Here is a 24466-nt window from a genome sequence, read left to right as displayed (position 1 = left end):
TGTGAAGTTGATCGCTTCGTGGCGGGGTTTTTGCAGCGTTAAATGTCGCAGGGGCTTACACGGCGAGGTGCTCGAGGGCTGCTTGGTAGGCCTCGGTGTAGGTAGGGAATTGAGCAACCTGATCGCGGAGGACATCGAGGGAGAGTTCGGTTCGGATCGCGAGGGCGGCGTGGTGGATCCACTCGGCGGCGAGGGGGCCTACTGCCCAGGCGCCGATGAGGGTCTTCTTGTCGGTGTCGGCAAGGAGCCCGAGGTGTCCGCGGGGGTCTCTTTCGTAGGTCCAAGGCCGGGCGATCGCGTTTGCGAGGTTTAGTTCCGTGCTGGTGGTGGGGATCCCTTGTTTGTCGGCTTGGGCTTGTGTCAGGCCGGCAGCGGCAATTTCGGGGTCGCCGAACACCACGCGAGGGATCCCGTCGTAGGTGGCGGGGCGGGGGTTTCCGAGGATGCTGTCTGCGGCGATGCGTCCTTGGTATTTCGCGACGTGGGTGAAGGGCATGATGCCGGTGACGTCGCCGATGGCCCATACGTTTTCTGCGGCCCGGCAGTGTTCGTCGACGTGAACATGTCCGCGGTTGTCCAGGGTCACTCCGACTGTTTCTGTCCCGAGGTTGGCTGTGCGGGGGGTGCGGCCGGTCGCGAAAATGATGACGTCGGCACTGATCTCGGTGCCGTCGTTCAGGGTCAGGACGCTTTGGTCGCCGTTGCGGTGGCCGTGTTGTGCCGTGACGTTCAGTCGGATCTTGACGCCGGCTTCTTCCAGGGCGGTCGCAGCGAGGGCGCTGGCGCGGGGTTCTTCCCGTTCAAGCAGCCGGCTTCCTCGGTGCAGAAGGGTGACGTGGACGCCGAAGCGGGTCAAGAAGGTGGCCGTTTCCACCCCCACGGCGCTCCCACCGATGATCGCGGCACTGGTGGGGAGGGTGGTCGCGGTGTAGGTGTCCCGGTTCGTCCACGCGGTGATGTTCTCGATCCCGTCGAGCTTGGGGAGGGAGGGGTCGGTGCCTGTGGCGATGATGATGTGCTCCGCCGTCACCTCGCGGGTTCCGACCTGGAGGCGCCCGGGCCCGGTGATGCGGGCGGGGGCTTTCAGGACTAGGGCGCCCTGTTTGGTATAGCCGTCGACCTGGCCTTCGTCGTTGAGGTTCCGGATCATGTAGTCCCGGTAATCGCTGGTTTCAGCCCAGTTGAGGGTGGCTCCGGAGATCCCGGCGGCGCGGTCGGTTTCCGTCTGGGCTTCCGGGGGTCGCAGGAGCGTCTTTGAGGGGATGCATGCCCAGTAGGCGCATTCTCCTCCGATAAGTTCCTGTTCGATGGTGGCGACCTTCTTGCCAGCTTTGATCAGCCGGCTGGCAGCGACTTCGCCGCCAGGACCCATCCCGATGACCGCGACGTCAACATGTTCGGTCATGAACTTCTCCTCAATCCTTGTGGAGCAATGTCAGCAGCAGGAGGGTCCCGCTGCCGAGGGAGTGCCACCTGTAGCGGCTTCGGTGAGCATGTTCTGTGCGATCTGGGTGCCGAGGCGGTAGGCCTCGTCCACAGGGATGACACTTCCCCCGGGGTGGGCTTCCAGCCACGGTGTTGCTTCTTCCGGGGAGGCGAAGAAGTGCACCTGGTTGCAGAAAGAGGACCGCACAGCGCTCATGTCCTCGGGGTTCACCAGGGACACCACGGCGGTGGAAGGTTCCACGCTGGTGACACCGGTCGGGTTGACACTGATTTTCACCGGTGTGCCGATCGTCTGGTAGGCAGACTGAATCCGCGCGGCACGTCCTAACAGGCTTGGGAAAATGAGGGTGTCCAGTGCACACCAGGTGTAGAGCTGTTCCCCGTCGACCTCGAAGCGGTGTGGGGTGGCTCGCAGGGTCAGGCCTTGCCCGATGATCCGGCCGGAGCCGTCGTATTCGGTGTCGGGGACTGCTGCCAGAGCGGCGCGGATGTCGTCGGCGCTTCGGCCGGTATCGGTGGTGAGGTCGCTGATGTCGACGGGGTCACCGTCTGCCAGGCGTCGGATCAGCGGCAGCCACAGCCAGCCGGCGAGGCCGGTGTCACCGGAGGTGAGCCGTTCCGTCACTTCGGTGGTGGTTGGGGTGGTCATGGGATTCCTTTCGTGTAGGTCGGGGGCGGCTTGGGTGGTGTTAGGCGGCGCAGCAGGAGAGTTTGGAAATGTCCGTGGTGTAGGACTGGGCGGCGATTTTGAGCCCTTCGGCCATCGTCAAGTAGGGGGACCACATGGAGGCGACCTGGGCGACTGTCATGCCGGCTTCGAGGATGTAGACGCCCGCGGCGGCGAGGTCACCGGCTTCTTTGGCGACGGCGGTGATGCCCACAATTTTTCCGGTGCTCGCATCGGCGACGATTTTGATGAACCCGCGGGTGTCCCGGTTCACCAACGCTCGGGGCACGTAGTCCAAGGGCAGCACCCGGCATTCGCACCGGATTCCCGCCTGGTTCGCTTCTTTGTCGGTCATTCCCACGGCGGCCACAGCGGGGCTGGTGAACACGACGCGGGGGAGGCTCCGGTAATCGACCTCCCTGTGGGCGCCGTTGAAAGCGTTGTCCACAACCAATGACCCGTGGGCCGCGGCGACGTACACGAATTGCGGGTGCCCGGTGACGTCCCCGGCGGCCCAAATCCGCGGATTCGCGGTCGCGAGCTCGTTGTCGACGGCCACAGCCCCGTTGCTGCCGGTGTTCACGCCGACCGCGGCCAGGTTCAACCCGTCGGTGACCGGGCGGCGGCCGGTGGCGAGAAGGATTTTGCTGGCCCGGAATTCGTCCCGGCCGCCCGAGGTCGTGGCGATGGCGATGATCTCCCCTGTGGCGGGGTCGGTGCGGACGGAGGCGATGTTGGCGTGGCGGAGGACACGGATGCCTTCGTCAGCGAACACGCTCATCAGGGTGCGGGCAGCTTCCGGTTCTTCGGAGGACAGCAACCGGGACCGGACCATCATCGTCACGTTCGAGCCGAGTCGGGCGAACAGTTGCGCCTGCTCCACGGCCACGTAACCGCCACCGACGATCAGCAAAGACTCGGGCACCTCGTCCAGCTCCATTGCCGTCGTCGACGTCAAATAACCCACCTCGTCCAATCCGTCGATCGCGGGCACCACCGGGGCGGAACCGGTCGCGATCAGGTAGTGGGCGGCAGTGACGGCACTGCTCGTGCCATCGAACCCGGTGACCTCAAGAACGGGCGCGTCGGCGGTGCCGGTAAACGACGCGGTTCCTTGGCGCAGCTCCCACCCGTATTCACCGATCAGGTCGACGTATTTCTCGGCCCGCATCGTCTCAACGAGTGCCCTCTTCCCGCCGATCAGCGCGGTCATATCCACGGGGTCGGCGTGAGCGGTGATGCCGGGGAACCGTCCGGAATCGAGGGCCACATGGCGTGCTTCGGCGGCGGCCAGCAATGCTTTGGAGGGAACGCAACCTGTGTTCACGCAGGTCCCACCGACGGTCCCGCGCTCGATCATGACCACCCGTTTGCCGGCCGTGGTTGCTTTGATCGCCGCGGAGAAGGCGCCCCCACCGGAGCCGATGATGGCGAGGTCGTAGTCAAAAATGGGCAACTCAGGCATGGTTCCTCCGGGGTGTGTAGCGTGGCACCCACTCTGCACCTTCCCCTGTGGGGGAAGGTCAAGGGGTGCACGGGTTCCGAGCGGAGAAGGTGCTGGCGATGCGGATCGGTGAAGTGGCGGCGGCGACGGGGACCACGACGAAGACGGTGCGGTTTTACGAAGAGCGGGGCCTTCTGCCCACAGCTGGGCGGGCGTCGAACGGCTACCGCGAATACGGGAAGAACACCCTCATCCGACTGAACTTCATCCGTCGCAGCCGGCTGTCGGGGTTGACGCTGGCCCAGATCGGGGACATTCTTCGGGTCCGGGATGCCGGCTCGGCGCCGTGCGCGCACGTCAATGACGCGTTGCAGAATCAGCTCCACGACCTCGACCAGAAAATCCTGGAGCTTCAAGCGTTGCGGGCAACCGTCGCGGGATATCGGGACGCGGTTGCGTCAGCGGACCCGGCAGGGTGTGATCCGGACCAGATCTGCAGCTACCTCTGACCCGCATTCGATCCCCGGCCAGGGCGCGTCCCGGCCACCCCCGACCGCGGTGTGTCGGACAGCGGTGTTTGGGACGTCGACGGGTCGGTGGTCTCTGTGTCGCAGCAGTCTTTCGCGTTCCGCCGGTGGACGGCCGTTCGTCTGAGGGCACCTCCGACGAGGACACTGACGACGATGAGGGCCACGGCGGCGACCACGATCAGTTCGTGGCTGCTGATCCATCCCGAGAGAGGGCCTGCCACGGCGGAGAGGGCGGTCGTGCCAGGGGCGCCGCCGGCCAGTTGGGGGAGCCAGTAGAGCAGGAGGTACCCGCCGGAGAGGGCGAGGACCATCCCGGTGATCCGGGACATGTGGGGCAGTAGCCGGCGGATGCGTCCGGTGATGATCGTGCCGGCGAACGCGCCGGTCACCGCTACCGCAACCAGCAGAACACTTGACCCGGCGGCGTACCCGGCGAAGACCAGCAGTACGCTTGCCCACCCCGATCCGGACAGGGCCTGCGTGATGACGGCGAGCAGCAGAGCGAGACTGCACGAGGCAGACGCCAACGCATACCCGGCACCGAACGCGATCATCCCTCCCCGTTTGCGGTCCTTGCCGACCGCAGCCAAACGGGACACCCCAAGCGGGACCCTTACCCCGGCAACCAACACGAGACCCAACAGCACCAAAACCGCGCCGAGAACGGCGGCCAACCACGGAATCGCGCCGATCAGGGGACGCAAACCGGCCGCGATGAGTAACCCGACCACGGTGAACGTGCCGGTGAACCCCACCGAGAGTGCCACCCCGGATCGGACGCCGCCCACTAGCCGCGCCCATGTTCCTTCCCGCCCTCCCGAACCGGCGCCACTGCCGTAAGCCAGGACGGCGGGCAGGACGGCGAAACCGCACGGGTTCACCGGAGCGAGAAGACCCGCCCCGAACGCCAGCACAAACAGCCCGTTCACGCAGCGCCCGCCTTTTTCAGGACCGCCCGGATCACGGCGGCACTGGGGTCGACCCCGGTGTAGACAACCTTCCCCGCCGGGTTCAGGACCACGGCCGTGCTGAGAGCCTGAATCTGGTATGCCGCGATTAGGTGCGCGTTCGTGTCGATGGCATACGCCATCGTGGCCGCGTGATTCTGGGTCAGGAACGACGTGATCGTGGCAGCGCTCTCGGTGGGGGCGACATCAACGACGACGAAGTTGGCGGCGTTCGGGTTCGCCTTCTGCGCCTGGGCGAGGACACCGCTCTCTGGACCGCAGGAACCGCATTCGACCGAGAAGAAGAAAAGCACTGTCGGCTTGGCGCTCGGAATCCGAACGGTGCCACCTTGCACGGTCGTCGCCGTGAACCGGGTCGTTCCCGTGGGGTCGCTGTGGGTAGCGATCCCCGAGGGTGATCCCTGGGCAGACGCGCTCCCGAGGGCCGAACCGGCACAGCCAGCCACCCCCACACTGACCGCGACCGCCGCCACCACTCCGGTGAAAGCCCGGAAGCGACGCGATTTCCTCCCAGTACCCGAGCCGTGTCCTCTCCGGATCATCGTCGGCCCTCACCGTCATTGACCCGGTGAGCCTCGAGGGAGAGATCCTCGGCCAGCTGCTTTTCATGCACCACGGGCCCGCCCGGTTCGCAGCAATCGTCCACCCCGGAGGACAGGCCCTTCCGGACCCACCAACGGTGAAGCAACCACCCCACCACGCTGATGGCGATGAGGGCCGCGACTACGCTGACCCACACGTTATTCGCTGCCGCACCGACCAATCCCAGCACCCCCACCGCGCCCACACCCACCAGCACCGGTGCCGTACAGCACAGAACCGGGATGAGGAGCAGCCCTAATGCCGCCCACACGGTCTTGTTGCTCGGGGGCTTTTGATCGTGAGACATGGTCGTCCTTCCGTCGAGATGCACGCCTGGTTCCTTGGCAACGACAAGGGGCGAGCAGCAAGGGAAGTCTCGACCTTCCACTACAGGGCAATGTCAACGATCGGGACGCAATTCACGGGTACCTTGCGGTCAGTTCCCCTCGGAACTAGCGCCCGAATGCGTGCCTTGAAAACCTAAAGCTTTTCGAGACACCTACTGCCACCCGGGACCGGCGTGTCCTCGTGGCGTACTTCTGCGGCGCTCCGTGTCTTGCAAACATGTCTCACCATGATGTGCCTCTGCTCCACGGCGTTGAGGGGTTTCCGAGGCAGAATAGGGTGGTGAGGCATCTCGGGTACACGCGGGTCAGCACCAGGACGCAAGACGCGAAGCTGCAAGTCGACGCGTTGATGAAGTCCGGCGTGCAGAAGCGGGACATTTTCGCCGACGTGACCTCCGGCAGTCGCACCGCGATCTCGCGTCCCGGGATGCAGAAGCTCCTCGAGTACGCAGAACCCGGCGACACGGTCGTGGTGTGGCGAGTCGACCGGCTCGGGCGCTCCCTGATCGATGTGCTCAACACGGTGAAGCTGCTCCGGGAACGGGACGTGCAGGTCAAGAGCATCTCGGACGGCATCGACCCGTCGACTACGTCGGGGCGGCTGATGCTGAACATGCTCGCCACGTTGGCCGAGTACGAACGCGAGCTGATCACCGAACGTGTCAACGCCGGGATCACGGCCGCCCGGAACACCGGCACCCGGTTCGGTCGACCGCTATCGGACCCAGTCGTCGTTGCCGACAAGCTCAAGCTCGTCGCCGAGGCCAGGGCGAAGGGGCGCACCGCGCAGGACGCGGCGAAACTTGTCGGGTGGAGCCGCGCCACTTTTTACCGGCATCAACAGGCCGCCGCGGCCCGGCAGAGCACCAGCGTGTAGGTGACGTGTGGACGCGGCGGACCGGTGGCGTGTTCTTCGGCTGCATGTCGAAGACCAGATCCCGATCGCGGTCCTCGCCCGGGAAACTGGGCTCTCCATCCGGACGCTGCAGCGCTGGAACCAGCTGTACCGGAGCGGAGGCAGCGCAGCCCTTGACCCTCGTCCCCGCGCCGACAAGGGTGTCCGCCGGACAAACGCCGAGACGGTGGCGTTCATCGAGCGGTTGGCGCTGACCCGCCCGCGACCGAGCGTTGCAACACTGCACCGCCACGCGGCCGCCGACGCGCAGCACCGCGCCGTCCCGGTACCGAGCTACGCGACCGTGCGGCAGATCGTCCACGCCCTCGACCCAGCCCTGGTCACGTTGGCGCTGGAGGGGCCGGCGTCGTACCGGGACAAGCACGAACTGGTCCTCCGCCGGCGGGCGGAACGCCCCAACCAGATCTGGCAGTCGGACCACACCGAACTCGACATCCTGATCGTCGGTGCCAGCGGAAAGCCCGACCGTCCCTGGCTGACCACCGTGATGGACGACAGCTCCCGTGCAATCTGCGGGTACATGGTCTTCACCGGCGCCCCGTCCGCCATGAACACAGCACTCGCCCTTCGACAAGCCATCTGGCGTAAGACTGACCCCGAGTGGGCGATGTGCGGGATCCCCGACATCCTGCACGTCGACCACGGCTCCGACTTCACCAGCCAACACCTGGAACGGACAGCACTCGCCCTGCACATCCGGATCATTCACTCGACCGTCGGCCGACCCCAAGGACGGGGAAAGATCGAACGGTTCTTCGGCACCATCAACACCGAACTCCTCAGCACGCTCCCCGGACACCTCGGACCCGGCGCCCGCTCACCCGAGCCCGTGCTGGATCTGCCCGGCCTTGACCACGCGGTCCGCGACTTCATCGGCGGCTACAACACCCGGCTTCACAGCGAGTTGGGGATGTCGCCGCGCAACGCGTGGGTCGCCGACGGTTGGCTGCCTCGCATGCCGGAAAGTCTCGAAGAACTCGACGGGCTGCTCCTGACCGTTCCGAAGAACCGGGTCGTGCAACGCGACGGCATCCACTTCCAGGGCCAGCGTTACCTCTCCCCAACGCTCGCCTCGTTCGTCGGACACACCGTCACGATCCGATACGACCCCCGCGACGTCTCCGAGGTCCGCGTCTACGACCGCGACGCGTTCATCTGCACCGCGGTCGACGAAGCCCACCCGAACCTTCGCCTGAGCCTCCGCGACATCGAAACCGCCCGCCGCACCCGCCGCAAGGAGCTCCGCCGGGCGATCAACGACCGCATCCCGACCGTCGCCGCCCGCGAAGAACCCCGCGCCCCCGAACCATCCAACCGGCGGCCGCGGCTGCGCACCTATGAAGAGGACGACTGATGAACCAAGCCTTCATCGTCACAAAGGAACACCGACGCTTCACCGAATTCGCCAACGCCGTCCGGAAAGAACAGACCATCGGCATCTGCCACGGCGACGCAGGCGTCGGGAAGACGAACTCCGCCCGCCGCTACGCCAACTGGGACACCCTCGAGCCCTACATCAACGAGTGGGGGCCCAGAGGCGACCACGACGCGAAGCACTACGCCCTCGCCAACCGATCCCGCACTGTCTTCTACACACCCGAAGTACTCTGCCGCCCCAAAGACCTCATGCACGACATCCGGCACTGGCAGGCCAAGGTCGGCATCTGCGCCGACGAACACCTCCGCTCCCTCACCCCAGACGCGACCACCGACGTGACTCGACGGAACGACGTCACCCACCTCGTCGAACTGCTCATCGTCGACGAAGCGGAACGCCTCACCGCGACCGCCCTCGAACTCCTCCGCGACCACCACGACCGCACCCACCTCGCGATGATCCTGATCGGCATGCCCGGCATCGACCAACGCTTCCGCCACTACCCCCAGCTCTACAGCCGCCTCGGTTTCTCCCACCACTACCGCACCCTCGGCCGCGACGAGCTCCTGTTCGTCCTCGACCGCCACTGGAAACGACTCGGCAAAACACTCGACCCCGACGACTTCACCGACGCCCAAGCCATCGCCGCCATCGAACGCATCACCCGCGGCAACTTCCGACTCCTCGAACGGCTCTTCCCCCAGATCAGCCGCGTACTCAAAATCAACCAACTCGACACCATCACGGACGACGTCATCGAAGCCGCCGCCAGCATCCTCGTCATCGGCACCTAGCGACACGAAACAATCACAAAACACCGCCACCAACCGATCAACTCCACAGTCAGAGGGCCGACGGCCCTCGATGTACCGGATAGCGATCCTCAAACGGACACGTTGCGTCAGGGCTGCGGTCACTGGAAGCAGCAAGCGGAGGTGACCAGCGGCCGCGAGTCCCGACGAGCTGAATGAGGGTGCTACGAATCGCGGGGCCACTTCGGTCGCACCAGGAGTTTCAGCACCCGCTCGGCGTTCTTCCGGGGCTTGCCCCGTCCGAAAATCGTCACCATCACCAGGAACACTTTCAGGCCGAAGTGGGCACCGAGGACGAACAGGGCGACAGCGGATGCGGGAGGGGTGGCATCTAGGAGCTGCGACAGGTAGTCGGGCACCATGTCTCCGAACTGGCGCTGGCGCCCCGTCGCCCTGCGCCGGTCAGGAAAGACAGGTCAGATAGGGCTTCTGGTGGGCGGACTAATCCGCAAGCTGCGATCGTTCAAGCGGACACCTTGCCCCGACCCACGGGGTGGACGGGAGATGACGGCGCGAGCGCAGACCACCTGCGGGGAGACAGGGCACCGGTCCCGCCGGCTTGGAGTCTTCCCGCCGATGAGACAGGAGGCCGGTTCCCGCCGGCTGGGGATCTCATCGCAACCCCGCTAAGCGAGGTATCCCCACTGCTAGGCAGCAGGGGTGTTACACCCTCCGCTGCTACGCAACCTTGGAGGGACACTGCTTCTACACACACTCTAGATCGACAAATGAACGGCCGCACGGGAAATTTTGGTAGCGACCGAAAAGTAGGGTCTAGCGGCCCATGTCGAAGACGCCGATCCCTTTCCGATCGCCATTGGCGAGTCACAACGGTGGGAGACTCAACCGCATGACGAGCGACCCTGAAGTAGTGAATCTGTCCATCGAGCTCGGGTTCTTCGGCGACGGCACCCTGGTGTTGCGGTACCCGTCGGATTACGAGAGCGAGGTGTCATCTCTTCTCGACGCGGCGGGCTTGGACCACGAGCCCGTTTTGGCTCACACCGATGGATTAGGTGTTCTGGTCGAGGCCATCAAGGCACTCGGTCCAGGTAGTGGCGCGGCTGGCCTGGGCGTGTTTCTGTCGTCGCTCTACAAAGCGATCGTGCATCGAAATGATGGCAAGCGAGTGGTCCTCGATGGGCAGGAAATTGTTGGATTCTCCGACAAGAAAATCGACAAGATCCTCCGAGATCACATGAAGCGCCTCGAGGAACGCGACGCGAAGGAAACCGACTCGTCTGACAGTTGAGCGAGATGTCGAGCCCTCAGTATGACGATGCGGCAATTGCGGCCAAGTGGAAAGAGTTCGCTGAGGCCGTTGAACGGCTAGCAGAGCGGGTAGCGGATCCCGAAGATCTAGGCGTCCTAGCCGGAAGTTCGATCGCGGGCGACGATGACCGATGCCATCCATTCGATCTATCTCAAGCGGTACGCCACCTCATCAACGCCACCGTCGACCAGCTGCACGGGATCAAGACGGTTCTTGTCGATGCCGACCGGCAACATCTTGCGGTCGGCTTCACGCTCGCTAGGGCGGCCATCGAGAACACGGCCACGGCTCTATGGATCCTCGGGCCTACGGACCGGCGCACTCGCTTGGAGCGAGTCCTGCGATGGCACGTTCGCAACTACCAAGACGAGCGCCAGACCGTCGGTCACCTTGTTGGAAACGCACCAAACGACCACATCGATCAAGTCGTTCAGCTAGCAAGCAAGTTGACGCTGGACTCGATGACGGTCGCGAAGGGCTACAAAATCACCGCTCCGATCAAAGGAGCCGAAGAGTTCACCGACATGGACGTGAACTTCATGTGGTCGGTAGCCTCCGGCTTCGCCCATGGGCGCCCGTGGGCGTTCCAAGGCCTTCTTCAGCGTGAGCACCTTGAGGTCGCCGAAGGCCACAAATTCATGCGCCTTTCGCCGCGCACGGACCTGTCAATTTGGCTGCCGCTGCAGGCCTTACATCTTCTCGGCGAGCTGCTACGCCTGCGCGAAGTGCGTGCCGGATACGCACCCTCACCTCGCGGCAACCACGCCCGCCCGGGCGGGGCGTTCTACCGCCCTGAGAAGTGGCCTACGCGCCTCGGCATCCGCTGAGCCGCCAGGGTCGCGCGACCAACGTCGAGCAGTCCTGGCGGCTCAGCGAACGCTTCCTGGCGCTCACAGGTTGAGGGTGATAGACCCGCCCGCCATTGCGGTTCCCAGCAGGACGCCGACGACGACGAGTCCGAGCGCTACGGCGCCCACCACCTTGAGGGCACTCCACCGGAGGGGTGCCGACTCGGGCATAGGCGACGCGGACGGGGCGTTGTTGTAGATAGTGATGGGTGCGTGCACGGTGACACCGTGGGGATGGTTCGGCTCCGATGGAGCGGTTGTATCATTCATGTGAAGTCCTCCTTCAGGGGACGTATCGGTTTGAACGCTCGGTGCTGGAACACCGGGCGTTCGCCGTTTCCGACGAACACCAGCGCGTTTTCTGGGAATTACATATAGATTTTATCACGGGTGTAGACAGGTTATTATTTTGGTGGTATAGGATCATCTCGTGAACCCCGGCATGGCTCGCGTATCGAACCGCGGAGTGAGCGCGTACTCGACGTCGTGGTCGTAGGCGAGACCCTTCATCCAGTTGCGCTCTTTGCCTACCCGACTCTTCAACAGGCCGGCCTTCATGAGCTCTGTCGTGCCCGACGCCCACGTGTCGTTGCTGATGCCATACCAGGCCTTCACCTGGGTAGGCGGGACGACGAAGTTCGTCTCGAGGGTGAGCGCGATCAGCAGCACTGCTTTCCCGGGCATCTCCAGCCGCCGATGCCATTCCTCCTCCCAGTACGCGAAGGGCAGACGGAAATATCTACTGGCGGGGGCCGTGTAAGCCTCCCCGCTGCCGTCTTCTCGGAGGGAGGTGACTCGACCGCTACCCCGCGCTCGGTCGCGGCTCACGAGTCTGTAGGACTCGTCGAGGCGGCGAAAGATCCGGGAAACGCGTTCGCCGTGCATCTTGTCGTCCGACTCCGCGAGGCCTAGGGCGTGTCTGACAATTGGCTTAGTTATGGGCCGTGGTGGCCGTTGGGGTCGGCGGCGTGGCGCTCTGTGGTGAACTGTTGAGCATGGGCCGAGATCGAGAGTTCGTTGTTCCGGCGAGCGTTCTCAGTGCTTTCGTGACAGGCAATGACGTGACCCGCGAATGGGCGAGTATGTTGTCGTCGGTCGCAGGCGACCTCCTTCAAAAGTGGGAGCTTCGAGCGGAAGGTGCGGTCCGATCGGGGGAAGCGGGGGTTGTCGTGCCGGTGCGTCGCGCCGATGGGACACGGGCAGCGTTGAAGTTGCAGGTACCGCGGGCCGAGACCACGGCGGCGATCATCGGTCTCGTCCGATGGAACGGCCGAGGGATAGTTCGCCTCTTGGACAGCGACCGCGGCCGGGGCGCAATGCTCCTCGAGCGCCTCCATGCCGATCGCACCCTCGAGGTCGTCGAGAATGACGACGACGCTGTTCGTGTGGTCGGGTCGCTTCTAGCGCGCTTGCATAGCGCGCCTGCGCCCGACGGGCTTCCTCAACTCCAGACGATCCTCTCTGGGATGCTTGACGACGCGCCCGCAGCAATGACAGCACTTGAACGTGACGACCGGGCTCGGCTCCGTCGATGGATGAGCAGAGTCACCGATCTTGAAGCCGAGCCCGGACATCACCTGCTGCACTGGGATTTGCACTATGGCAATGTCCTCGCAGCCGACCGCGAACCATGGCTGGCGATCGATCCGGAGCCTCTCGTTGGCGATCCTGGGTTCGATCTTTGGCCTGCGCTGGACAGCGGGTGGAGCACCGATGACACCCTCACCGAGGCGCCACGCATCGTGCGACGACGCTTCGACATCCTCACCGAGATGCTCGACCTCGACCGTGGTCGTGCAGCCGGGTGGACGGTTGCTCGCCTGCTGCAGAACACGCTGTGGGACATCGAGGACGGACATGCCGCCATCAGCACGTCCGCCAAAACGGTAGACGACGCTCTCGCCCCCCTCGGTGGGTTCCGGAAAGGTTGAGCGTGCGGGCTGAGACACTTGACACGTGTCGCGGTTTCAGAAGCTCTCGGATGCTCAGTGGTCGTTGATTGAGGGGATGCTGCCGCGTCCGACGGGGCGTAAGGGTAGGCCGTTCGCGGATGCGCGGCTCATGGTCGAAGGCATCGTGTACCGGTATCGAACGGGGATCGCGTGGCGGGATCTCCCGGCGGTGTTCGGGCCCTGGCAGACGGTCTGGACCTGGCACCATCGGATGGCGACGGAGGGCATCTGGGATCGGGTGCTGGCGAAGGTCATCGCTGCGGCGGATGCCGCCGGGATGGTGGACTGGTCGATATCGGTAGATTCCACGATCGCCCGCACGCACCAGCACGCTACGAACACCACCCGCCTCACAGGGGGCTGGATCAAATTACACGAATCCGAGGCTCGAGCCGCCTGATCACGGCATCGGCCGCTCCCGCGGCGGCCTCTCTACGAAGATCCATCAACTCGTCGACGGCAACGGACTCCCGCTGGTGACCTTGATCACGCCGGGACAGGCCGGGGACTCACCGATGTTCCTGCCGCTGATGGCGCAACTGCGGATCGAACGAGATCGCGGTAGGCCACGCACCCGACCGGACGCCGTCCGCGGCGACAAGGCATACTCCTCGCGCGCGATCCGCGGTCACCTCCGCACCCGCGGAATCAGAGCCGTGATCCCCGAACCCGACGACCAGAAAGGCCACCGCCAGCGACGCGGCTCACGTGGCGGCCGGCCTGTCGGCCTTGATGACGCGGACTACCGCCACCGGAACGTGATCGAACGCAACTACTGCCGCATGAAGCAATGGCGCGGACTTGCCACCCGCTACGACAAGCACGCCATCGTCTACCGCGCCGCAGTCGTCCTCAACGCCGTCATCGCCTGGACCCAGCAATTGTCAGACACGCCCTAGGGCGCGAGCCCATACCCCCGACTCTTTTCCGGCATCCCACGGTTCTGCGCTTGCCATGAGCCGGTGCAGTAGGAACAGATCGAGACCCTGCCGATCGTGCTTCTGCACCATCCACGCGAGCGGGCCAGGCTCAGGTGCTCCCTTCTTACCGCCCTGCACGAACTTGTTCCTGATGCCCACCATGCGACTGACTCGCTTGGAGGCATCCATCATGGCGGCGATTGTCTCGCTCTCGCCGAATCCCAGATCCCTTGTCATGAGGTCAATGATGCGCTCTCCGAGAGCTGGTGACGCTCCGAGGGCCCTCATCTAGGAACCCTGACGGCGGTGACATATAGAAGAACCACTGCTAGAACCTGTTGCGAGTTCCTCATGCGAGTACCAGTTGCGAGTACCGAGTAAGGCGCAAACGCCTGCGGGCTCTGCTCCCTTGACAGGCCCGCGCCCGCTACGCGCCTACCGCTGGAAAGTGATGACCCTCTGAGCCCTCGACGGTCGGGTTGGAGTTGTTCGAATACTTGTTCGATACTTACGGACATGATCGACGAAAGGCCCCGTTGGCACCCACAACTCCTCGCGCGCGAGACCTCACCCGCTCACTGGGTGATGCTTGACGCCCGCGACCAGGTCGCGGGAACGATCGAGCTGCGCCGCACTGACGATGGACCGCGATACCGGGTCGAGGTAGCCGGCGGCGATGTGCTCGGCTGGGCGACGACGCTCAAGACGGCCACGGAGCGTCTGCACCGCGTGATCATTTCGGCGAACGTGCCCGGTGGCGGGATCAACGGCTCGTGACCGTCAAGGACGCGTGAGGAGCCGCGCATGGTGCAGGTGTGGTCTCCGATGTCGCAGCTGCAGCGCTCCCCCGAGCCGGGCGTGTGGTTCATCTTCGACAAGAGCAAGCGGATCGCGATCGTACGACTCGTGGAGGTGCGGGGACGGAAGCTACTGCGGTCGGTGACGTTCCACGACGATCCGGCTCAGCGTCAGCTGATCGGGTATTTCCCGGAGGACGCGATGAAGCTCGCGGTGGAGTGCACCTGGTCGGAGTACGTCAAGCATGTGGGCCCGTCGACCAGCAATCGGAAGTGAGTACCGCCCTCGACGATCAACCCTCCGCCTGCATTACTTCACCCGAAGATTGGCGTCGATCGGGGGGAGTCTCGGTGAGCACGCTGGTGTGATGAGCGTTGTTCAGACGAGATGTTCCGCCCCCGCTTGTGAGTTCGTGTGGGAAGGCGATGTGGCCCGGTTCGATGACGCCGAGCGAGAGCATCAGAAAGACGTCGTTCAGGTGGTTGCGGCGGCGGCCACGAATGACGCGGGTGCCGCCGCGCATGAGAGCGCTGCGCCGATCGCCGGCGGAACTCATGGCCTGGTCGTGGTGCAGGAGCGGTGGAGATGGATGCCGGTCCTTGTGTCCCTCAACTTCTTCTGGGTCGTCATGTCCGCGGCCGCGGCGGCGTCGAAAGACTCAGGTGCGTACATTCTGATCCTGCTGTTCCCCGAGATCCCTGCTTTTCGATATCGACCGGAGATCCCGATCACGGTGACCGCGATCATTCTGCTGATCTCGGTCGGCTACGCCGTCAGCGGCAAGCCGGGATCCAAGAAGGGATTGCGCTTCGTGGCTGCGTTGACGATGTCCGGCGCCGTGGTGGCGATCGCTTCGTTCGCCCTCTCCGCCGTCGTCATGGCATCCATCCCGTTCATGTGGAACCTGCACTGACGAACTCGCCTGCCCGCTTCGGGTGAACTCGCCCGCCTCGACGGGACGAGATATGCGGCCTCACCCTCGCTCGAACGCCGGACTGTCCTCAGTTGCTGGCTCCACCCCAACACACCGGGTGATCTGTCACCTAGAACGATCCGTCTGGCTGTGAGCTGGCGCGTCTGGGCGCCGGCTCACAGCCTGCTCGGGCGGTCAGCGGCGGCGATCTGCTTCCGACCCGCGGATCTGGCCGTCCTCGCGCTTCTTCGTTGATTTCTGTCGTAGGTCGTTCACGCGTTCATCGATCCGCTCGCTCAATGTCCGCGGGGGGATGGGTTTCTCCCGCGAAAGGTGTCGGAGAGCTTCGGCTCTGCCGGCCACATCCTTGGCGACATAGCGATGCTTGGGCAAGAGCACCTGCGGCGGGTAGCTGCGCTCGAGCAGCTCGATCGCTTGCTGCGCATAGGTGTAACCCGCCTTGTTAAACAGCGTGGCCGCATCGTTCAGGTCACGTTCGTCTCGGGACGCGTGAAGCTTCATCGCCAAGAGGAACTCGGGCGATGGCACCTGCACGTAGAGAGACTCCGACTCGAAGACCACGCGCTCATTGCCGTCTGGGCGGGGCATGAATCCTTTTGCACCGTCGTTGAGCCAGTCCGGCTCGAGGCCGTGGCGTTCGCCGATCTCGGCCGCGATGCGCCGCATCTCTAGAGCCGGTTCGAACAGGGCGTCGACGTCGCGGGTCATTCGCTGCTGGTCATAGCCAAGCGCCATCGCCGCTCCCCCGACGATGAAGATCTGCGCTGTCAGACCTCGGGCTTGGAGGCTGTCAGAAAGCTCCTGCAGGAGCTCATGAAGGCGATCCGCGGTGAGCTCCTCGCCCTCGCGCGTCATGCGCGGGAGAGCGAGGAGCCGGTGATGAAGATCCCCCGGTGACGGAACGCGCGCGGGCTCACCGCCTGCGCCTCGGCGCGGAAGATGCTCGGAACAGCGGGAAACCACTGCCGTGCCTTGCGTGTTGGATCAGCAGCCCACTGGGGTGCGGTCCACCCGTCCCGCTCGGAGAGGAAATCGGCAAGAGCGGCGAACGCGGCATCCACGTCGACGGATCCGGTGCGCTGTGGCTCGCGCTCAAAGACGCGAGCAGCAAGTGCCGGTCCCCCGCGGCGGAGCGTCGAGGTGTAATCGTCCAAGGTCTGCAATATCCCGAACCGCCAGCTCTCGGCAGAGTCTTCGCCGGCGGCGATGAGCTCGGTACAGCGGGCGGCATTGTCCGCGGCGCTGTGACGCACCCCCACAGCAGAGACGGGAGCAGGCTCGGGTGCAGCCTGGGCGCGCTCGAGCAGCGCGTCGACCGAGAGCACCGTTCCTCGAAAAGCCATCTCTCCCCCTCTCCTTGTCTCTATTCTCTCAGTGCAGTCTCAAAGACTCCAGGGCATCGCGGGTTGCTGTTGGAGGGCCGGTGAGGCTGATCACGACGGGATCGACGGGACGTTCTTGCGCCTGGGGGCGCGGTCCTCATGATTCGCTTCTTTTCGTGGTGGTGATGACTGCCGTTGCACGGCTGAGGTCGGGGCCGATCTTGTCTGCTTCGATGACGCGGCCGGTGCGGCGGCTTTCTCCTTCGCCCCAGGCGACGGTTCGTTCGTAGCCGATGACGATGACGGCGTTGCCCTTGCGCAGGGATGCGAGGACGTTTTCACCGAGTTCAAACCTGGCTTCGACGAAGTGGGTTGTCGGGGTGTCGTGCGGGGTCCACTCCCCCGCCCGGTATTCACCTGTGTTCTCGATGACGCGCAGTTTTGCGATCTGCACACGGCCCACTTGGACGGCCTCGGGGTCGGCGGCGAGGTTGCCGGTGATGGTTCTGGTGCTCATCTGACGTCTCCTGGCTGTGCGGTTCGTTCTTCTGGTCGGTGCGGGGGAAGTGTCGGTGATGTCGGTCGGGTTGTCGATGTGCGATACGTCGAAGCCCCAGGATGCGAGGGCGTCGCGTCGCGTTACTTCGACGGGGGGTTCTGACAGTGCGCGGCGCTGCTCGAGCTCGGCGCGGGTGACGTACTGGCCTGGGATGCGGCGCTCTTCGCCATACGCCGCGCGGTAGAACCGGTCTGCCTCGTTCTGCAGCCGATCCACCTCGACCTGACGGTCGGTGTACCCCGCAAGGTACCCGGCACGGTAGTCGTCGCTGGTGGTGTCGTTCGTGCTCATGACGCGTCCCGCGCGGTGCCGTACAACTTCGCGACGCGATCGATGTGGTCGGGTCGCAGATCACACCAGTGGTCCTCGTCGTCGACGACAACGACGGGAGCTACGGTGTACTTCAATTCCGCGGTCACGTACTCGTACGCGGCGGGGTTCTGGGTGATGTCCACCTCATCGAACTCGACGCCCCTGCCTTTCAGCATCGCCTTGGTCATCGAGCACTTCCCGCAGCTGGGGCCGGTTGTGTAAACCGTGATCTTGTCAGCCATTGCTCTTGCTCTTTTCTCCACCAACCGTTTTTCTTTGCCGTCCGGCAAGCGAAGAGAAAACGGAGTCACAGCGGGCGGGAGCAACGGTCCGTGGAATACCGGACCGAGCGCAGCGAGGGAGGATATGCCGCGAAAGCCGTTGGCCCGCCGCGAAGACGACGTAGTCTCTGACCGCCGGACAGGTCAAAGATGTCGTTCAGCAGTACCGGGCCGCGAAGCGGCGCCGCTAGCACGCCGTCCTCTGTGACGGCGAGCAGTACTCGACGCATTCAGAGTGATATCACTCCGATATCAGAGCGCCAGCACTCCCCCGTGTTCAGGCTCCGTGGTCGGCGCGGATCGCCGCGAGCCCGCGCCGAAGGGCGCGGAGGGCGGTCTTCTGCTGGCTGCGTTCCTCGAGGGCGGCGACCTCGACCAGCAGCAGCGCGAGGTCCGGGTCGGGCCACCGGACCAGATGTGTTCGCGGCACTCCCTCGGGCCAGCCATCGGACGTCGTGCTCTGCGGCGTCGGCGTCGTGGGCGTCGTCGGCGCCGCAACAGCCTCTGCGGCAGGCTCGGTGATCGAGTCGAGGCTCGGCTGGTCAGCGGCGGCCCCGAATGCTTCGATGGCAGCGGGGTCGACCTGGGGTCGACGTTTCTTGATCGCCATTACGCCATCAGCTCCGCAGCGAGAGACTGAATCTCAGCCTTGGCCTTCTGATTCGACCACTCCACAACGCCGAGGCCTTCACCGATGACGTCGCGATAGGCCTTGCGCTCGTGGATGACGGTCTCGAGGGGACGGATGCGCGGGTAGTCCGCGAGGTACTCCCCCGCGTCTGTGCGTTCTGTGATGGCCGGGTTGGATGGGGCCTGCGTGATGAGCCCCCGGACATCGAGTTCCGGGTTGAAGTCCATGGCTTGGTCGATGACTTCCGTCATGTGGTCCAGGGTGTCCAGGTCCAGCTGGCTTGGCCGAACGACGACGAGGAGGGTGTCTGCTGCTGTCATCCCGGTCCGCATCTCCTTGCTGTCCTTGCCCGCGACGTCGACGATCACGATGTCGTAGCGCCCGTCGAGGTCGTGGAGGGTCTGGTTTATGGTCCCGAGCTTCTCGACGCAGGCGATTGCAGGCTGTCGGCCCTGCTCTTCGCGGTCTGCATGCCAGCGCGCCGCGGAGCGTTGGTTGTCGGCGTCGACGAGGCAGACGTCTTTCCCCTGCCTCGCGAACTCGACAGCGAGGTTCACGGCGACGGTCGTTTTGCCAGGCCCGCCCTTCTGGCTCCCGATCAGGATGATCATGCTTGCACTCCGGTTTCAGTTCGTTGTCGATACAGCAGCTAAGCGGTATCAATTTGCTAGCGCTAGCACTTCGCTAGCGATTTGCCTGGCCCGCTACGGTTCCGCTATTGCTCTGCTAGCGCTAGCACGCCGCTAGCACTTAGCTAGCGCTAGCAGAACGCAAGCAATAGCACCTTGATAGCGCTAGCACTCTGTTAGCAGTTCGGATCCATTTTGACAGCAGCGAGAGCAAGATATCAAGGTGCATCCAGGGTGATATCGGAATGATTTCACCCCGCTATCACCCGGGTTGCGGGGCAGTTCTCGGCCTTCGCGTGGGTGCTGATCCACGCCGCGACATCGGCAGGGTCGGCGTGGATGTCGAATGTCGACAGGATGGTCTTCGTCCCTCCGTCGATGTCGATCCACCAGAAGGGGGTGTCGTCGTCGGTGGGGTCGATTCCGGCGCGGTCGTTGGGGTCGTCTAGGGCGCCGCGGGTGCCGAGGTCGATCTGGAGGACGAACGTGCCTCCCATGTCGGCGGTGAGTTCGACGGCGAAGTCGAGGCGTGAGGCGACGTCGATGACATGCGCGTCGATGACGGAAATCTCCTGGTTCATGGCGGGGGAGTGCTATCAGTTCGTTAGCGTTGCGATAGCAGTTCGCGCGATGGACCGGCCGTGCGTGAAGCGGTCGGTCGAGCGAAGGTGACTGCGAAGGATCGTGGGGGAAGGCGAAGGCCGGCAGGGCGCGTGACGCAGCGAGGACATGGTGTTTGTGCTTTCTGGATCTGGGGGAGTGGGGCGGCGGTTGAGGCCGTGTGCGTGGGGGTTGGGTTTGGCCCGAGGGGGCCGGTGAGGGGCGGTGGTCCGCCCCGTCACCGGCGTCATCACGCCGTAGTGGCCTTTGATGTCGTACGGGTCTTGGCGTCGGCGGTGTCGATGACCAGCTGCTCCACCTCGCTGAGCGTGTAGCCCCACGCGGCGAGGCGGCGGAAGTAGAGCGCGTCACGGTCGTCGGGGTAGCGCCAGGTGTTTTTGCTGGTGCTGTCTTCGATGCCGCCGAGGACGATTGCCAGGGCGACGTGTCCGGCTTTGGCGGGGGTGCGCTCGACGAGGGGAGCGAGGTTGTCCCGCCCGTACGATCCCCGCTGGACGCCGAGGAGGTCGTGTGCGAGGCCGTTGCCGTTCTGCACGGCGTGGCCGACGGTAGTGTGCACGGTGGTCAGGGCGGTGGCGACGAACGCGGCGGCGTCCTTGGGGAGGGTCTTGCGGGCGAGGAACGCTGTCAGCCATTCGCGGCGCACGGTTTCGGCTGACGCCCACGCCTTGTTGTTGGCGATGAGTTCGCGGCGTTCGGCTTTCTGCTCGTCGGTCATGGGGCCGGATGCCGCGCCGCCTTCCTTTCGAAATCCTGCCGCTTTGGGGTCGGTGAGGTAGTAGCCCACATGAGCCTCCTCGCGGCCGAAGTAGACGACGACGTGGGCGGCGCGGCCTACGACCTGCTCGATCTGCTCGGCTGTGACCCGCTCGCCCTCGGCGGTGCGGAGATCACGAATGCTCGTGATGGGGCTGCCCCACGATGGCTCGCGGTCGAGGATTTCGTAGCCGCGGGCGGTGAGGTCTGCGACGGCTTCGGCCTTGATGCGGGCCCGGGTGCGCTCATCGCGCGCGCGCTGCACGGCGTGGGCGAACTGCGTCGGGTCGGTGGTGGCGGTCTTGATGAGCGCTGCGGTGGTGTTGGGGTCGTCTTCGAACTCGATGAGCGTGGCCGCCTGGTCGAGGGTGATGGGGTGTTCGGCGACGGCGGCGGCCGCGGTGGGGTTCTCCGCGACGGTGAGGGCGGTCTTGACGTCCTTGGTCTTGGTTCCGAGGCGCTTGGCGATGGTGGCGACGGGCATTCCTTCGAACGCGAGCTGCTGGAACGCGGCGATGCGGTCGCTGCCGGTGAGCGGTTCGCGCTGGTCGTTCTCGACGAGCTGCTGGATGATGCGCTCGGCCGTGGTTTCGTCGGCGTCGACGACGTAGACCGGCATCGCGCTCAGTCCGGCCTCACGGGCTGCGAGGGTGCGGCGCTGACCGGCGCGCACCAGGACGTTGCCGTGCTCGTCGCGTCGAGCCAGAACGGGCGTGAGCACTCCGTTCTCGCGGATGCTCTGGACGAAGGTGGGGGTGACAGGGGCGCTCGGGCGCACGTTCGCCTCGATGACGAGGGCCATGGGGTCCATGTGCTCGACGGTGCCGAGGCTGTGGGTGGTGGTGTTCATCAGGTTCTCTCTCCCTACTCGTTTTTTTGCCGTGAAGGCACGAATGTGCCTTGCGGCCGGAGGGACGCCGTCAACCCCGAAGGGGCGGCGGGGGAGAGAGTTTCGGCGCGAAATAAGGGAGCGCAGCGACCGCGTGCCGAAAGTCTCGGAGGAGCCGATCGGCGCCGGCGGCGCCGATTTGACGGCGGCCTGGAGGCTGCAACGACCGGAGCGAAGCGGAGGGAGCTGCCGAAGGCTTCACGGCAAAAAGACGGGCCGAAGGCCCTGCAGTCGACCGGCCCGCCGGTCGTCGACCAGCGGGCCGCAGGCCCGCCCTGGGGGTGCTCGAGGGGCGCACGCCCCTCGTACCGGCGGAGACGTCTGGCGGGTGTCGTCCACACTGGGTGCGGGTGAGCCGGGCGGGAGCTCAGCCGTGCCCATTGTGGGCGACACCCGCGCCGCTGACTGCTCGAGCTCCCGGGGATGGTCGCGGACCGTGGCGGGGGAGGGGCGCGCGACCTGACCAACCACGCGTCAGCTGCAGTGGCGAGGAGGGTGCCTCGGTGGTGCCGGCGGCAGCCGATGGACGTCGTCGTTGAGAGGGAGAGGTGAGGACGGAAAGCGAAACGATCCGGCTACATGCTCGGCGGGGAATGCTTGGGGGCTCGTCTGCTGCGGGCCGCCGGAAGGATCCGCAGCAGACGAGTAGAGGTCAGCGTGTGCAGCGCCACCCGTTGGGGTTGTTGGCGACGACGATTCCGTATGCGCCGTTTCCGAACTGCTGGCGGCATGCCTTGTTGACGTCGATGCTGAGCAGGGCGTGGGTGTAGCTGTTCGTGCAGCGCCAGTAGTACGGCGACGAGAAGGACTGGGTGACCGGGTACCAAACCGAACCCACGTTGGTTTTGCAGTAGGTGTTGAAGCTCGGTGTGCCGAGAATCGTGGCCGCGGAGGCGGGCGCCGACACTCCCAGGACCGATCCTCCGATCACCACAAGAGCGATCAGGAACGTTCGCATCATCTTCTTCACAGTGGGCCCTCTCCCTTGCGTTTGACGGCCAGGCGGCTCGTCGTGCCAGCAAGAGTGCCGGAGCACCGCTGGGCCGTCAATCGACCGGAAGAGGCGATATCAAGACGTGACGTTGCATGGCGCTGGGACCGCTCGGAAGCGGCTTGGGGCCCTGTGGATAGTTTCGGACGAGGTCGACGAGAATGTGGCCTGATGCTGGCATGAGCAATGACAGTAGTTCTTCGCCGGCGCCGACACCGGTGGTTCTCAGGGTGCCGAGCGTCGGGGGCTTTGAGTACCTCGAGTACGTCGTCGAACCTGTCCAGGACGAGATGGGGGTGCGGATGCGTTTCGCCCCGGCGGAGGGCGGTGCCGTGGTCTTCGAGCTCGACATTGCCAGCGCTCGGCGGCTTGCCCGTGAGTGGGCTCCGCTGCTGTAAGCAGGCGACGGCGCTGGGGTTAGGCCGCCAGTTCGAGGTCGCGGAGTTGCTGCAGGGCGCCGGCGCGGACGTAGCGCATGGCCTCGAGGTGGTTGGCGAGGCCGTCTGCGTCTCGGGGGTATTCGGGCCACATGTCGGGGCCGCCTCGCGCGTCGGTGAGGTGGAACATGACCGGTCGTGGGGTGGCGGCGGTTTTGCGGCGTGTGGGCTTGCCTGCTCGGCGGATGAGTTCGGCGTTCCACCAGGCCCATTGCTCGCGCTCGTGGCCGTACTGCTGTTCTCGTCGGTGCAGCACGCCGGCGAGGCCGAAGGCGCGCGCGAGACGGTCGCGGTGGTCGTGCACTCGGCGACGCCACCCGTCGCGCGTGAGCGTGGCCAGCGCGTGACGTTTCAACCGTGCCAAGGCAGCGCGTGTGCGGGAGGGGGGCATGCCGGCGCGATCGCTGATGTGCTGGTCGTTGTGGCCTTCTCGGGTGAGCGCTTCGTAGATCCGGCGGGCAGTGGGGCCTAGGCCTCCGCGGGTGAAAATGTCGTGGCGACCGGCCTCGAGGCGGTCTTCGAGGTCCGTGAGCAGGGTCGCTCTGATGTCGAAGAGCTGGGCCGGGGGGCGGGCGGTCATGTCGTGAAGTGGCCCGACGTGTACGTCAGGTGTGGAGAACTTCTCTGACACCCGCCAGACGGCTCCGTCCGCTCCGTCGGCCTCGCGGACGCGGGTGATCCATCCGGCGGTTCGTAGCCGGCGGAGTGAGCGGTCGACGGTCGTCGACGGGATGCCGGTGAGGGTGGCGATGGAGCGCAGGGGGGCGGCGACGTCGCGGGCGCCGGAGCGGAGGGAGAGCCAGGCGATCGCGGTGAGGATGGTGGAGTCGTGGAGGTCGTGTTCGGTGTGGGTCCACCGGCCGGGGGAGACGCGGAAGGCGGTCAGCATGCGCTCGACGGTGGCCACGATGCCTTGCAGCTCGCTGAGGTCGCGTTCGGGGCGTTCCTGGGGCGCGTAGTGGTACGTGGTGGCGCGTTCTTGGGCCTTCTCCCACTGCCGGCGCAGGCGTGAGGCGGCTTCGGCGGGTACGCGGGGGGTGCGGCGGCCGCCGGTGGGGTTGTTGCGGGTGCGGTAGTGCTCCATGCCGGGGGCGGTGCGGGCGGCATGCTCGACGTCGACGAGGCTCCACCCGGCGACGGCGGCGGCGAGAAGGCACAGGTATCCGGTGCGGGAGGGGTCGGCGCCGCCGCCCACGGTGGCCATGTGAGCAGCACCCCAGGCG

At 65.3% G+C, this 24466-nt stretch carries 29 protein-coding genes and 1 pseudogene; 12 read left to right on the top strand and 18 right to left on the bottom strand.

Translation table 11 applies throughout. The features are described from left to right. Positions 1-55: 55 nt before the first annotated feature. Genes NS220_RS11240 through merA form a run of 3 tightly spaced genes read right to left on the bottom strand, consistent with a single transcriptional unit; the run spans position 56 to position 3578 of the window. Positions 56-1405: a dihydrolipoyl dehydrogenase family protein gene (locus NS220_RS11240; protein WP_058624140.1), complete on the bottom strand. Its 1350-nt coding sequence runs from the start codon at positions 1403-1405 to the stop codon at positions 56-58. A gap of 30 nt (positions 1406-1435) precedes the next feature. After that, positions 1436-2095 (bottom strand): organomercurial lyase MerB, encoded by a 660-nt coding sequence (gene merB, locus NS220_RS11235; RefSeq protein ID WP_058624139.1) that lies wholly within the window; start codon positions 2093-2095, stop codon positions 1436-1438. Positions 2096-2135: 40 nt separating this feature from the next. Beyond that, on the bottom strand, positions 2136-3578 hold the full coding sequence (gene merA, locus NS220_RS11230; RefSeq protein ID WP_058624138.1) for a mercury(II) reductase: 1443 nt from the start codon (positions 3576-3578) through the stop codon (positions 2136-2138). Positions 3579-3676: 98 nt separating this feature from the next. Here merA and NS220_RS11225 point away from each other — a divergent pair, with 98 nt between their 5' ends. Further along, positions 3677-4066, top strand: a complete 390-nt coding sequence (locus NS220_RS11225; protein ID WP_058624143.1) for a MerR family transcriptional regulator — start codon at positions 3677-3679, stop codon at positions 4064-4066. Here NS220_RS11225 and NS220_RS11220 read toward each other — a convergent pair. Genes NS220_RS11220 through NS220_RS11210 form a run of 3 tightly spaced genes read right to left on the bottom strand, consistent with a single transcriptional unit; the run spans position 4057 to position 5968 of the window. Next, on the bottom strand, positions 4057-5016 hold the full coding sequence (locus NS220_RS11220; RefSeq protein WP_081323131.1) for a cytochrome c biogenesis CcdA family protein: 960 nt from the start codon (positions 5014-5016) through the stop codon (positions 4057-4059). The genes NS220_RS11225 and NS220_RS11220 overlap by 10 nt on opposite strands. Next, on the bottom strand, positions 5013-5597 hold the full coding sequence (locus NS220_RS20720) for a TlpA family protein disulfide reductase (protein WP_081323130.1): 585 nt from the start codon (positions 5595-5597) through the stop codon (positions 5013-5015). Before NS220_RS20720 ends, NS220_RS11220 begins: the two co-directional genes overlap by 4 nt. Next, positions 5594-5968, bottom strand: coding sequence for a hypothetical protein (locus tag NS220_RS11210; protein WP_153004260.1), 375 nt, complete (start codon positions 5966-5968; stop codon positions 5594-5596). Before NS220_RS11210 ends, NS220_RS20720 begins: the two co-directional genes overlap by 4 nt. A 296-nt stretch (positions 5969-6264) precedes the next feature. Between NS220_RS11210 and NS220_RS11205 the strand changes: the two genes are divergently transcribed. From NS220_RS11205 to NS220_RS11195, 3 genes are read left to right on the top strand one after another with little or no spacing between them, the layout of a single operon-like run. Then, positions 6265-6861 (top strand): recombinase family protein, encoded by a 597-nt coding sequence (locus NS220_RS11205; RefSeq protein ID WP_058624142.1) that lies wholly within the window; start codon positions 6265-6267, stop codon positions 6859-6861. A gap of 7 nt (positions 6862-6868) precedes the next feature. Further along, the gene (locus NS220_RS11200) at positions 6869-8254 is read left to right on the top strand and encodes a Mu transposase C-terminal domain-containing protein (protein WP_058624135.1); all 1386 of its coding nucleotides are present in this window, start codon (positions 6869-6871) and stop codon (positions 8252-8254) included. Continuing rightward, positions 8254-9072, top strand: coding sequence for an AAA family ATPase (locus tag NS220_RS11195; RefSeq protein ID WP_058624134.1), 819 nt, complete (start codon positions 8254-8256; stop codon positions 9070-9072). The genes NS220_RS11200 and NS220_RS11195 overlap by 1 nt, the downstream gene beginning before the upstream one ends. Before the next feature lie 182 nt (positions 9073-9254). On the opposite strand, the gene NS220_RS11190 is transcribed toward NS220_RS11195, so the two are convergent. Next, positions 9255-9452: a hypothetical protein gene (locus NS220_RS11190; protein ID WP_058624133.1), complete on the bottom strand. Its 198-nt coding sequence runs from the start codon at positions 9450-9452 to the stop codon at positions 9255-9257. Between the two features lie 488 nt (positions 9453-9940). On the opposite strand from NS220_RS11190, the gene NS220_RS11185 reads away from it, so the two are divergent. Both NS220_RS11185 and NS220_RS11180 read left to right on the top strand, forming a co-directional pair. Continuing rightward, positions 9941-10342 carry a hypothetical protein gene (locus NS220_RS11185; RefSeq protein WP_058624132.1) on the top strand — a complete coding sequence of 134 codons (402 nt, stop codon included), beginning with the start codon at positions 9941-9943 and terminating at the stop codon, positions 10340-10342. 5 nt (positions 10343-10347) lie between these two features. Continuing rightward, a complete protein-coding gene (locus tag NS220_RS11180) occupies positions 10348-11190 on the top strand; it encodes a hypothetical protein (RefSeq protein WP_058624131.1) in 843 nt (280 codons plus the stop codon). Between the two features lie 444 nt (positions 11191-11634). On the opposite strand, the gene NS220_RS11175 is transcribed toward NS220_RS11180, so the two are convergent. Then, a complete protein-coding gene (locus NS220_RS11175) occupies positions 11635-11895 on the bottom strand; it encodes a hypothetical protein (RefSeq protein WP_153004259.1) in 261 nt (86 codons plus the stop codon). Positions 11896-12293: 398 nt separating this feature from the next. Here NS220_RS11175 and NS220_RS11170 point away from each other — a divergent pair, with 398 nt between their 5' ends. The 5 genes from NS220_RS11170 to NS220_RS11145 all read left to right on the top strand — a co-directional run bounded on the left by NS220_RS11170 (position 12294) and on the right by NS220_RS11145 (position 15794). Then, positions 12294-13142, top strand: coding sequence for an aminoglycoside phosphotransferase family protein (locus tag NS220_RS11170; protein ID WP_206543020.1), 849 nt, complete (start codon positions 12294-12296; stop codon positions 13140-13142). A gap of 25 nt (positions 13143-13167) precedes the next feature. Continuing rightward, positions 13168-14062, top strand: a protein-coding gene (locus tag NS220_RS19340; RefSeq protein ID WP_153004258.1) for an IS5 family transposase whose coding sequence is annotated in 2 segments (ribosomal slippage) — positions 13168-13518 and positions 13520-14062 — 894 coding nt in all. Because the reading frame shifts where the segments join, the coding sequence is not laid out codon by codon here. 537 nt (positions 14063-14599) lie between these two features. Continuing rightward, positions 14600-14860 carry a hypothetical protein gene (locus tag NS220_RS11155; RefSeq protein WP_153004257.1) on the top strand — a complete coding sequence of 87 codons (261 nt, stop codon included), beginning with the start codon at positions 14600-14602 and terminating at the stop codon, positions 14858-14860. Between the two features lie 27 nt (positions 14861-14887). Next, positions 14888-15157: a hypothetical protein gene (locus tag NS220_RS11150; protein ID WP_058624126.1), complete on the top strand. Its 270-nt coding sequence runs from the start codon at positions 14888-14890 to the stop codon at positions 15155-15157. Positions 15158-15206: 49 nt separating this feature from the next. Beyond that, the gene (locus NS220_RS11145; RefSeq protein WP_193755348.1) at positions 15207-15794 is read left to right on the top strand and encodes a hypothetical protein; all 588 of its coding nucleotides are present in this window, start codon (positions 15207-15209) and stop codon (positions 15792-15794) included. A gap of 195 nt (positions 15795-15989) precedes the next feature. Here NS220_RS11145 and NS220_RS11140 read toward each other — a convergent pair whose 3' ends face one another. The 9 genes from NS220_RS11140 to NS220_RS11100 all read right to left on the bottom strand — a co-directional run bounded on the left by NS220_RS11140 (position 15990) and on the right by NS220_RS11100 (position 22773). Beyond that, on the bottom strand, positions 15990-16670 hold the full coding sequence (locus NS220_RS11140) for a DUF6036 family nucleotidyltransferase (RefSeq protein WP_193755347.1): 681 nt from the start codon (positions 16668-16670) through the stop codon (positions 15990-15992). Beyond that, entirely contained in the window at positions 16667-17140 is a 474-nt protein-coding gene (locus NS220_RS11135; protein WP_242864603.1) for a hypothetical protein, read from the bottom strand. The genes NS220_RS11140 and NS220_RS11135 overlap by 4 nt, the downstream gene beginning before the upstream one ends. 154 nt (positions 17141-17294) lie before the next feature. Further along, on the bottom strand, positions 17295-17987 hold the full coding sequence (locus tag NS220_RS11130) for a single-stranded DNA-binding protein (RefSeq protein ID WP_058624123.1): 693 nt from the start codon (positions 17985-17987) through the stop codon (positions 17295-17297). Then, positions 17984-18250 carry a glutaredoxin family protein gene (locus NS220_RS11125; RefSeq protein ID WP_058624122.1) on the bottom strand — a complete coding sequence of 89 codons (267 nt, stop codon included), beginning with the start codon at positions 18248-18250 and terminating at the stop codon, positions 17984-17986. The genes NS220_RS11130 and NS220_RS11125 overlap by 4 nt, the downstream gene beginning before the upstream one ends. A gap of 316 nt (positions 18251-18566) precedes the next feature. Further along, positions 18567-18899: a hypothetical protein gene (locus NS220_RS11120; RefSeq protein ID WP_058624121.1), complete on the bottom strand. Its 333-nt coding sequence runs from the start codon at positions 18897-18899 to the stop codon at positions 18567-18569. Further along, positions 18899-19531, bottom strand: a complete 633-nt coding sequence (locus NS220_RS11115; protein ID WP_058624120.1) for an AAA family ATPase — start codon at positions 19529-19531, stop codon at positions 18899-18901. The genes NS220_RS11120 and NS220_RS11115 overlap by 1 nt, the downstream gene beginning before the upstream one ends. Positions 19532-19800: 269 nt before the next feature. After that, entirely contained in the window at positions 19801-20130 is a 330-nt protein-coding gene (locus NS220_RS20150; protein WP_058624119.1) for a hypothetical protein, read from the bottom strand. Positions 20131-20399: 269 nt separating this feature from the next. Further along, positions 20400-21776: a ParB/RepB/Spo0J family partition protein gene (locus tag NS220_RS11105; RefSeq protein WP_058624118.1), complete on the bottom strand. Its 1377-nt coding sequence runs from the start codon at positions 21774-21776 to the stop codon at positions 20400-20402. A gap of 691 nt (positions 21777-22467) precedes the next feature. Further along, positions 22468-22773: a hypothetical protein gene (locus NS220_RS11100; RefSeq protein ID WP_193755346.1), complete on the bottom strand. Its 306-nt coding sequence runs from the start codon at positions 22771-22773 to the stop codon at positions 22468-22470. Positions 22774-22985: 212 nt separating this feature from the next. Here NS220_RS11100 and NS220_RS11095 point away from each other — a divergent pair, with 212 nt between their 5' ends. Further along, positions 22986-23204 (top strand): hypothetical protein, encoded by a 219-nt coding sequence (locus NS220_RS11095; protein WP_153004255.1) that lies wholly within the window; start codon positions 22986-22988, stop codon positions 23202-23204. Positions 23205-23223: 19 nt separating this feature from the next. Here the strand turns inward: NS220_RS11095 and NS220_RS11090 are convergent. Beyond that, positions 23224-24466 (bottom strand): annotated as a pseudogene (locus tag NS220_RS11090) (helix-turn-helix domain-containing protein); the annotation flags it as partial.

Origin of the sequence: Microbacterium testaceum (assembly GCF_001476655.1) — a bacterium.
Taxonomy (GTDB): domain Bacteria; phylum Actinomycetota; class Actinomycetes; order Actinomycetales; family Microbacteriaceae; genus Microbacterium; species Microbacterium testaceum_C.
This window is presented reverse-complemented; position numbering and strand designations above follow the sequence as displayed.

Excerpts from the sequence above, each read along its gene's own strand:
- NS220_RS11120 (WP_058624121.1), bottom strand. The coding sequence starts at position 18,899 with ATGGCGATCAAGAAACGTCGACCCCAGGTCGACCCCGCTGCCATCGAA.
- NS220_RS11150 (WP_058624126.1), top strand. The coding sequence starts at position 14,888 with ATGGTGCAGGTGTGGTCTCCGATGTCGCAGCTGCAGCGCTCCCCCGAG.
- NS220_RS11225 (WP_058624143.1), top strand. The coding sequence starts at position 3,677 with ATGCGGATCGGTGAAGTGGCGGCGGCGACGGGGACCACGACGAAGACG.
- merA (WP_058624138.1), bottom strand. The coding sequence starts at position 3,578 with ATGCCTGAGTTGCCCATTTTTGACTACGACCTCGCCATCATCGGCTCC.
- NS220_RS11240 (WP_058624140.1), bottom strand. The coding sequence starts at position 1,405 with ATGACCGAACATGTTGACGTCGCGGTCATCGGGATGGGTCCTGGCGGC.
- NS220_RS11125 (WP_058624122.1), bottom strand. The coding sequence starts at position 18,250 with ATGGCTGACAAGATCACGGTTTACACAACCGGCCCCAGCTGCGGGAAG.
- NS220_RS11190 (WP_058624133.1), bottom strand. The coding sequence starts at position 9,452 with ATGGTGCCCGACTACCTGTCGCAGCTCCTAGATGCCACCCCTCCCGCA.
- NS220_RS11095 (WP_153004255.1), top strand. The coding sequence starts at position 22,986 with ATGAGCAATGACAGTAGTTCTTCGCCGGCGCCGACACCGGTGGTTCTC.
- NS220_RS11175 (WP_153004259.1), bottom strand. The coding sequence starts at position 11,895 with ATGCCCGGGAAAGCAGTGCTGCTGATCGCGCTCACCCTCGAGACGAAC.
- NS220_RS11115 (WP_058624120.1), bottom strand. The coding sequence starts at position 19,531 with ATGATCATCCTGATCGGGAGCCAGAAGGGCGGGCCTGGCAAAACGACC.
- merB (WP_058624139.1), bottom strand. The coding sequence starts at position 2,095 with ATGACCACCCCAACCACCACCGAAGTGACGGAACGGCTCACCTCCGGT.
- NS220_RS11155 (WP_153004257.1), top strand. The coding sequence starts at position 14,600 with ATGATCGACGAAAGGCCCCGTTGGCACCCACAACTCCTCGCGCGCGAG.
- NS220_RS11180 (WP_058624131.1), top strand. The coding sequence starts at position 10,348 with ATGTCGAGCCCTCAGTATGACGATGCGGCAATTGCGGCCAAGTGGAAA.
- NS220_RS20720 (WP_081323130.1), bottom strand. The coding sequence starts at position 5,597 with ATGATCCGGAGAGGACACGGCTCGGGTACTGGGAGGAAATCGCGTCGC.
- NS220_RS20150 (WP_058624119.1), bottom strand. The coding sequence starts at position 20,130 with ATGAACCAGGAGATTTCCGTCATCGACGCGCATGTCATCGACGTCGCC.
- NS220_RS11105 (WP_058624118.1), bottom strand. The coding sequence starts at position 21,776 with ATGAACACCACCACCCACAGCCTCGGCACCGTCGAGCACATGGACCCC.
- NS220_RS11130 (WP_058624123.1), bottom strand. The coding sequence starts at position 17,987 with ATGAGCACGAACGACACCACCAGCGACGACTACCGTGCCGGGTACCTT.
- NS220_RS11195 (WP_058624134.1), top strand. The coding sequence starts at position 8,254 with ATGAACCAAGCCTTCATCGTCACAAAGGAACACCGACGCTTCACCGAA.
- NS220_RS11170 (WP_206543020.1), top strand. The coding sequence starts at position 12,294 with ATGTTGTCGTCGGTCGCAGGCGACCTCCTTCAAAAGTGGGAGCTTCGA.
- NS220_RS11100 (WP_193755346.1), bottom strand. The coding sequence starts at position 22,773 with ATGCGAACGTTCCTGATCGCTCTTGTGGTGATCGGAGGATCGGTCCTG.
- NS220_RS11140 (WP_193755347.1), bottom strand. The coding sequence starts at position 16,670 with ATGACGCGCGAGGGCGAGGAGCTCACCGCGGATCGCCTTCATGAGCTC.
- NS220_RS11185 (WP_058624132.1), top strand. The coding sequence starts at position 9,941 with ATGACGAGCGACCCTGAAGTAGTGAATCTGTCCATCGAGCTCGGGTTC.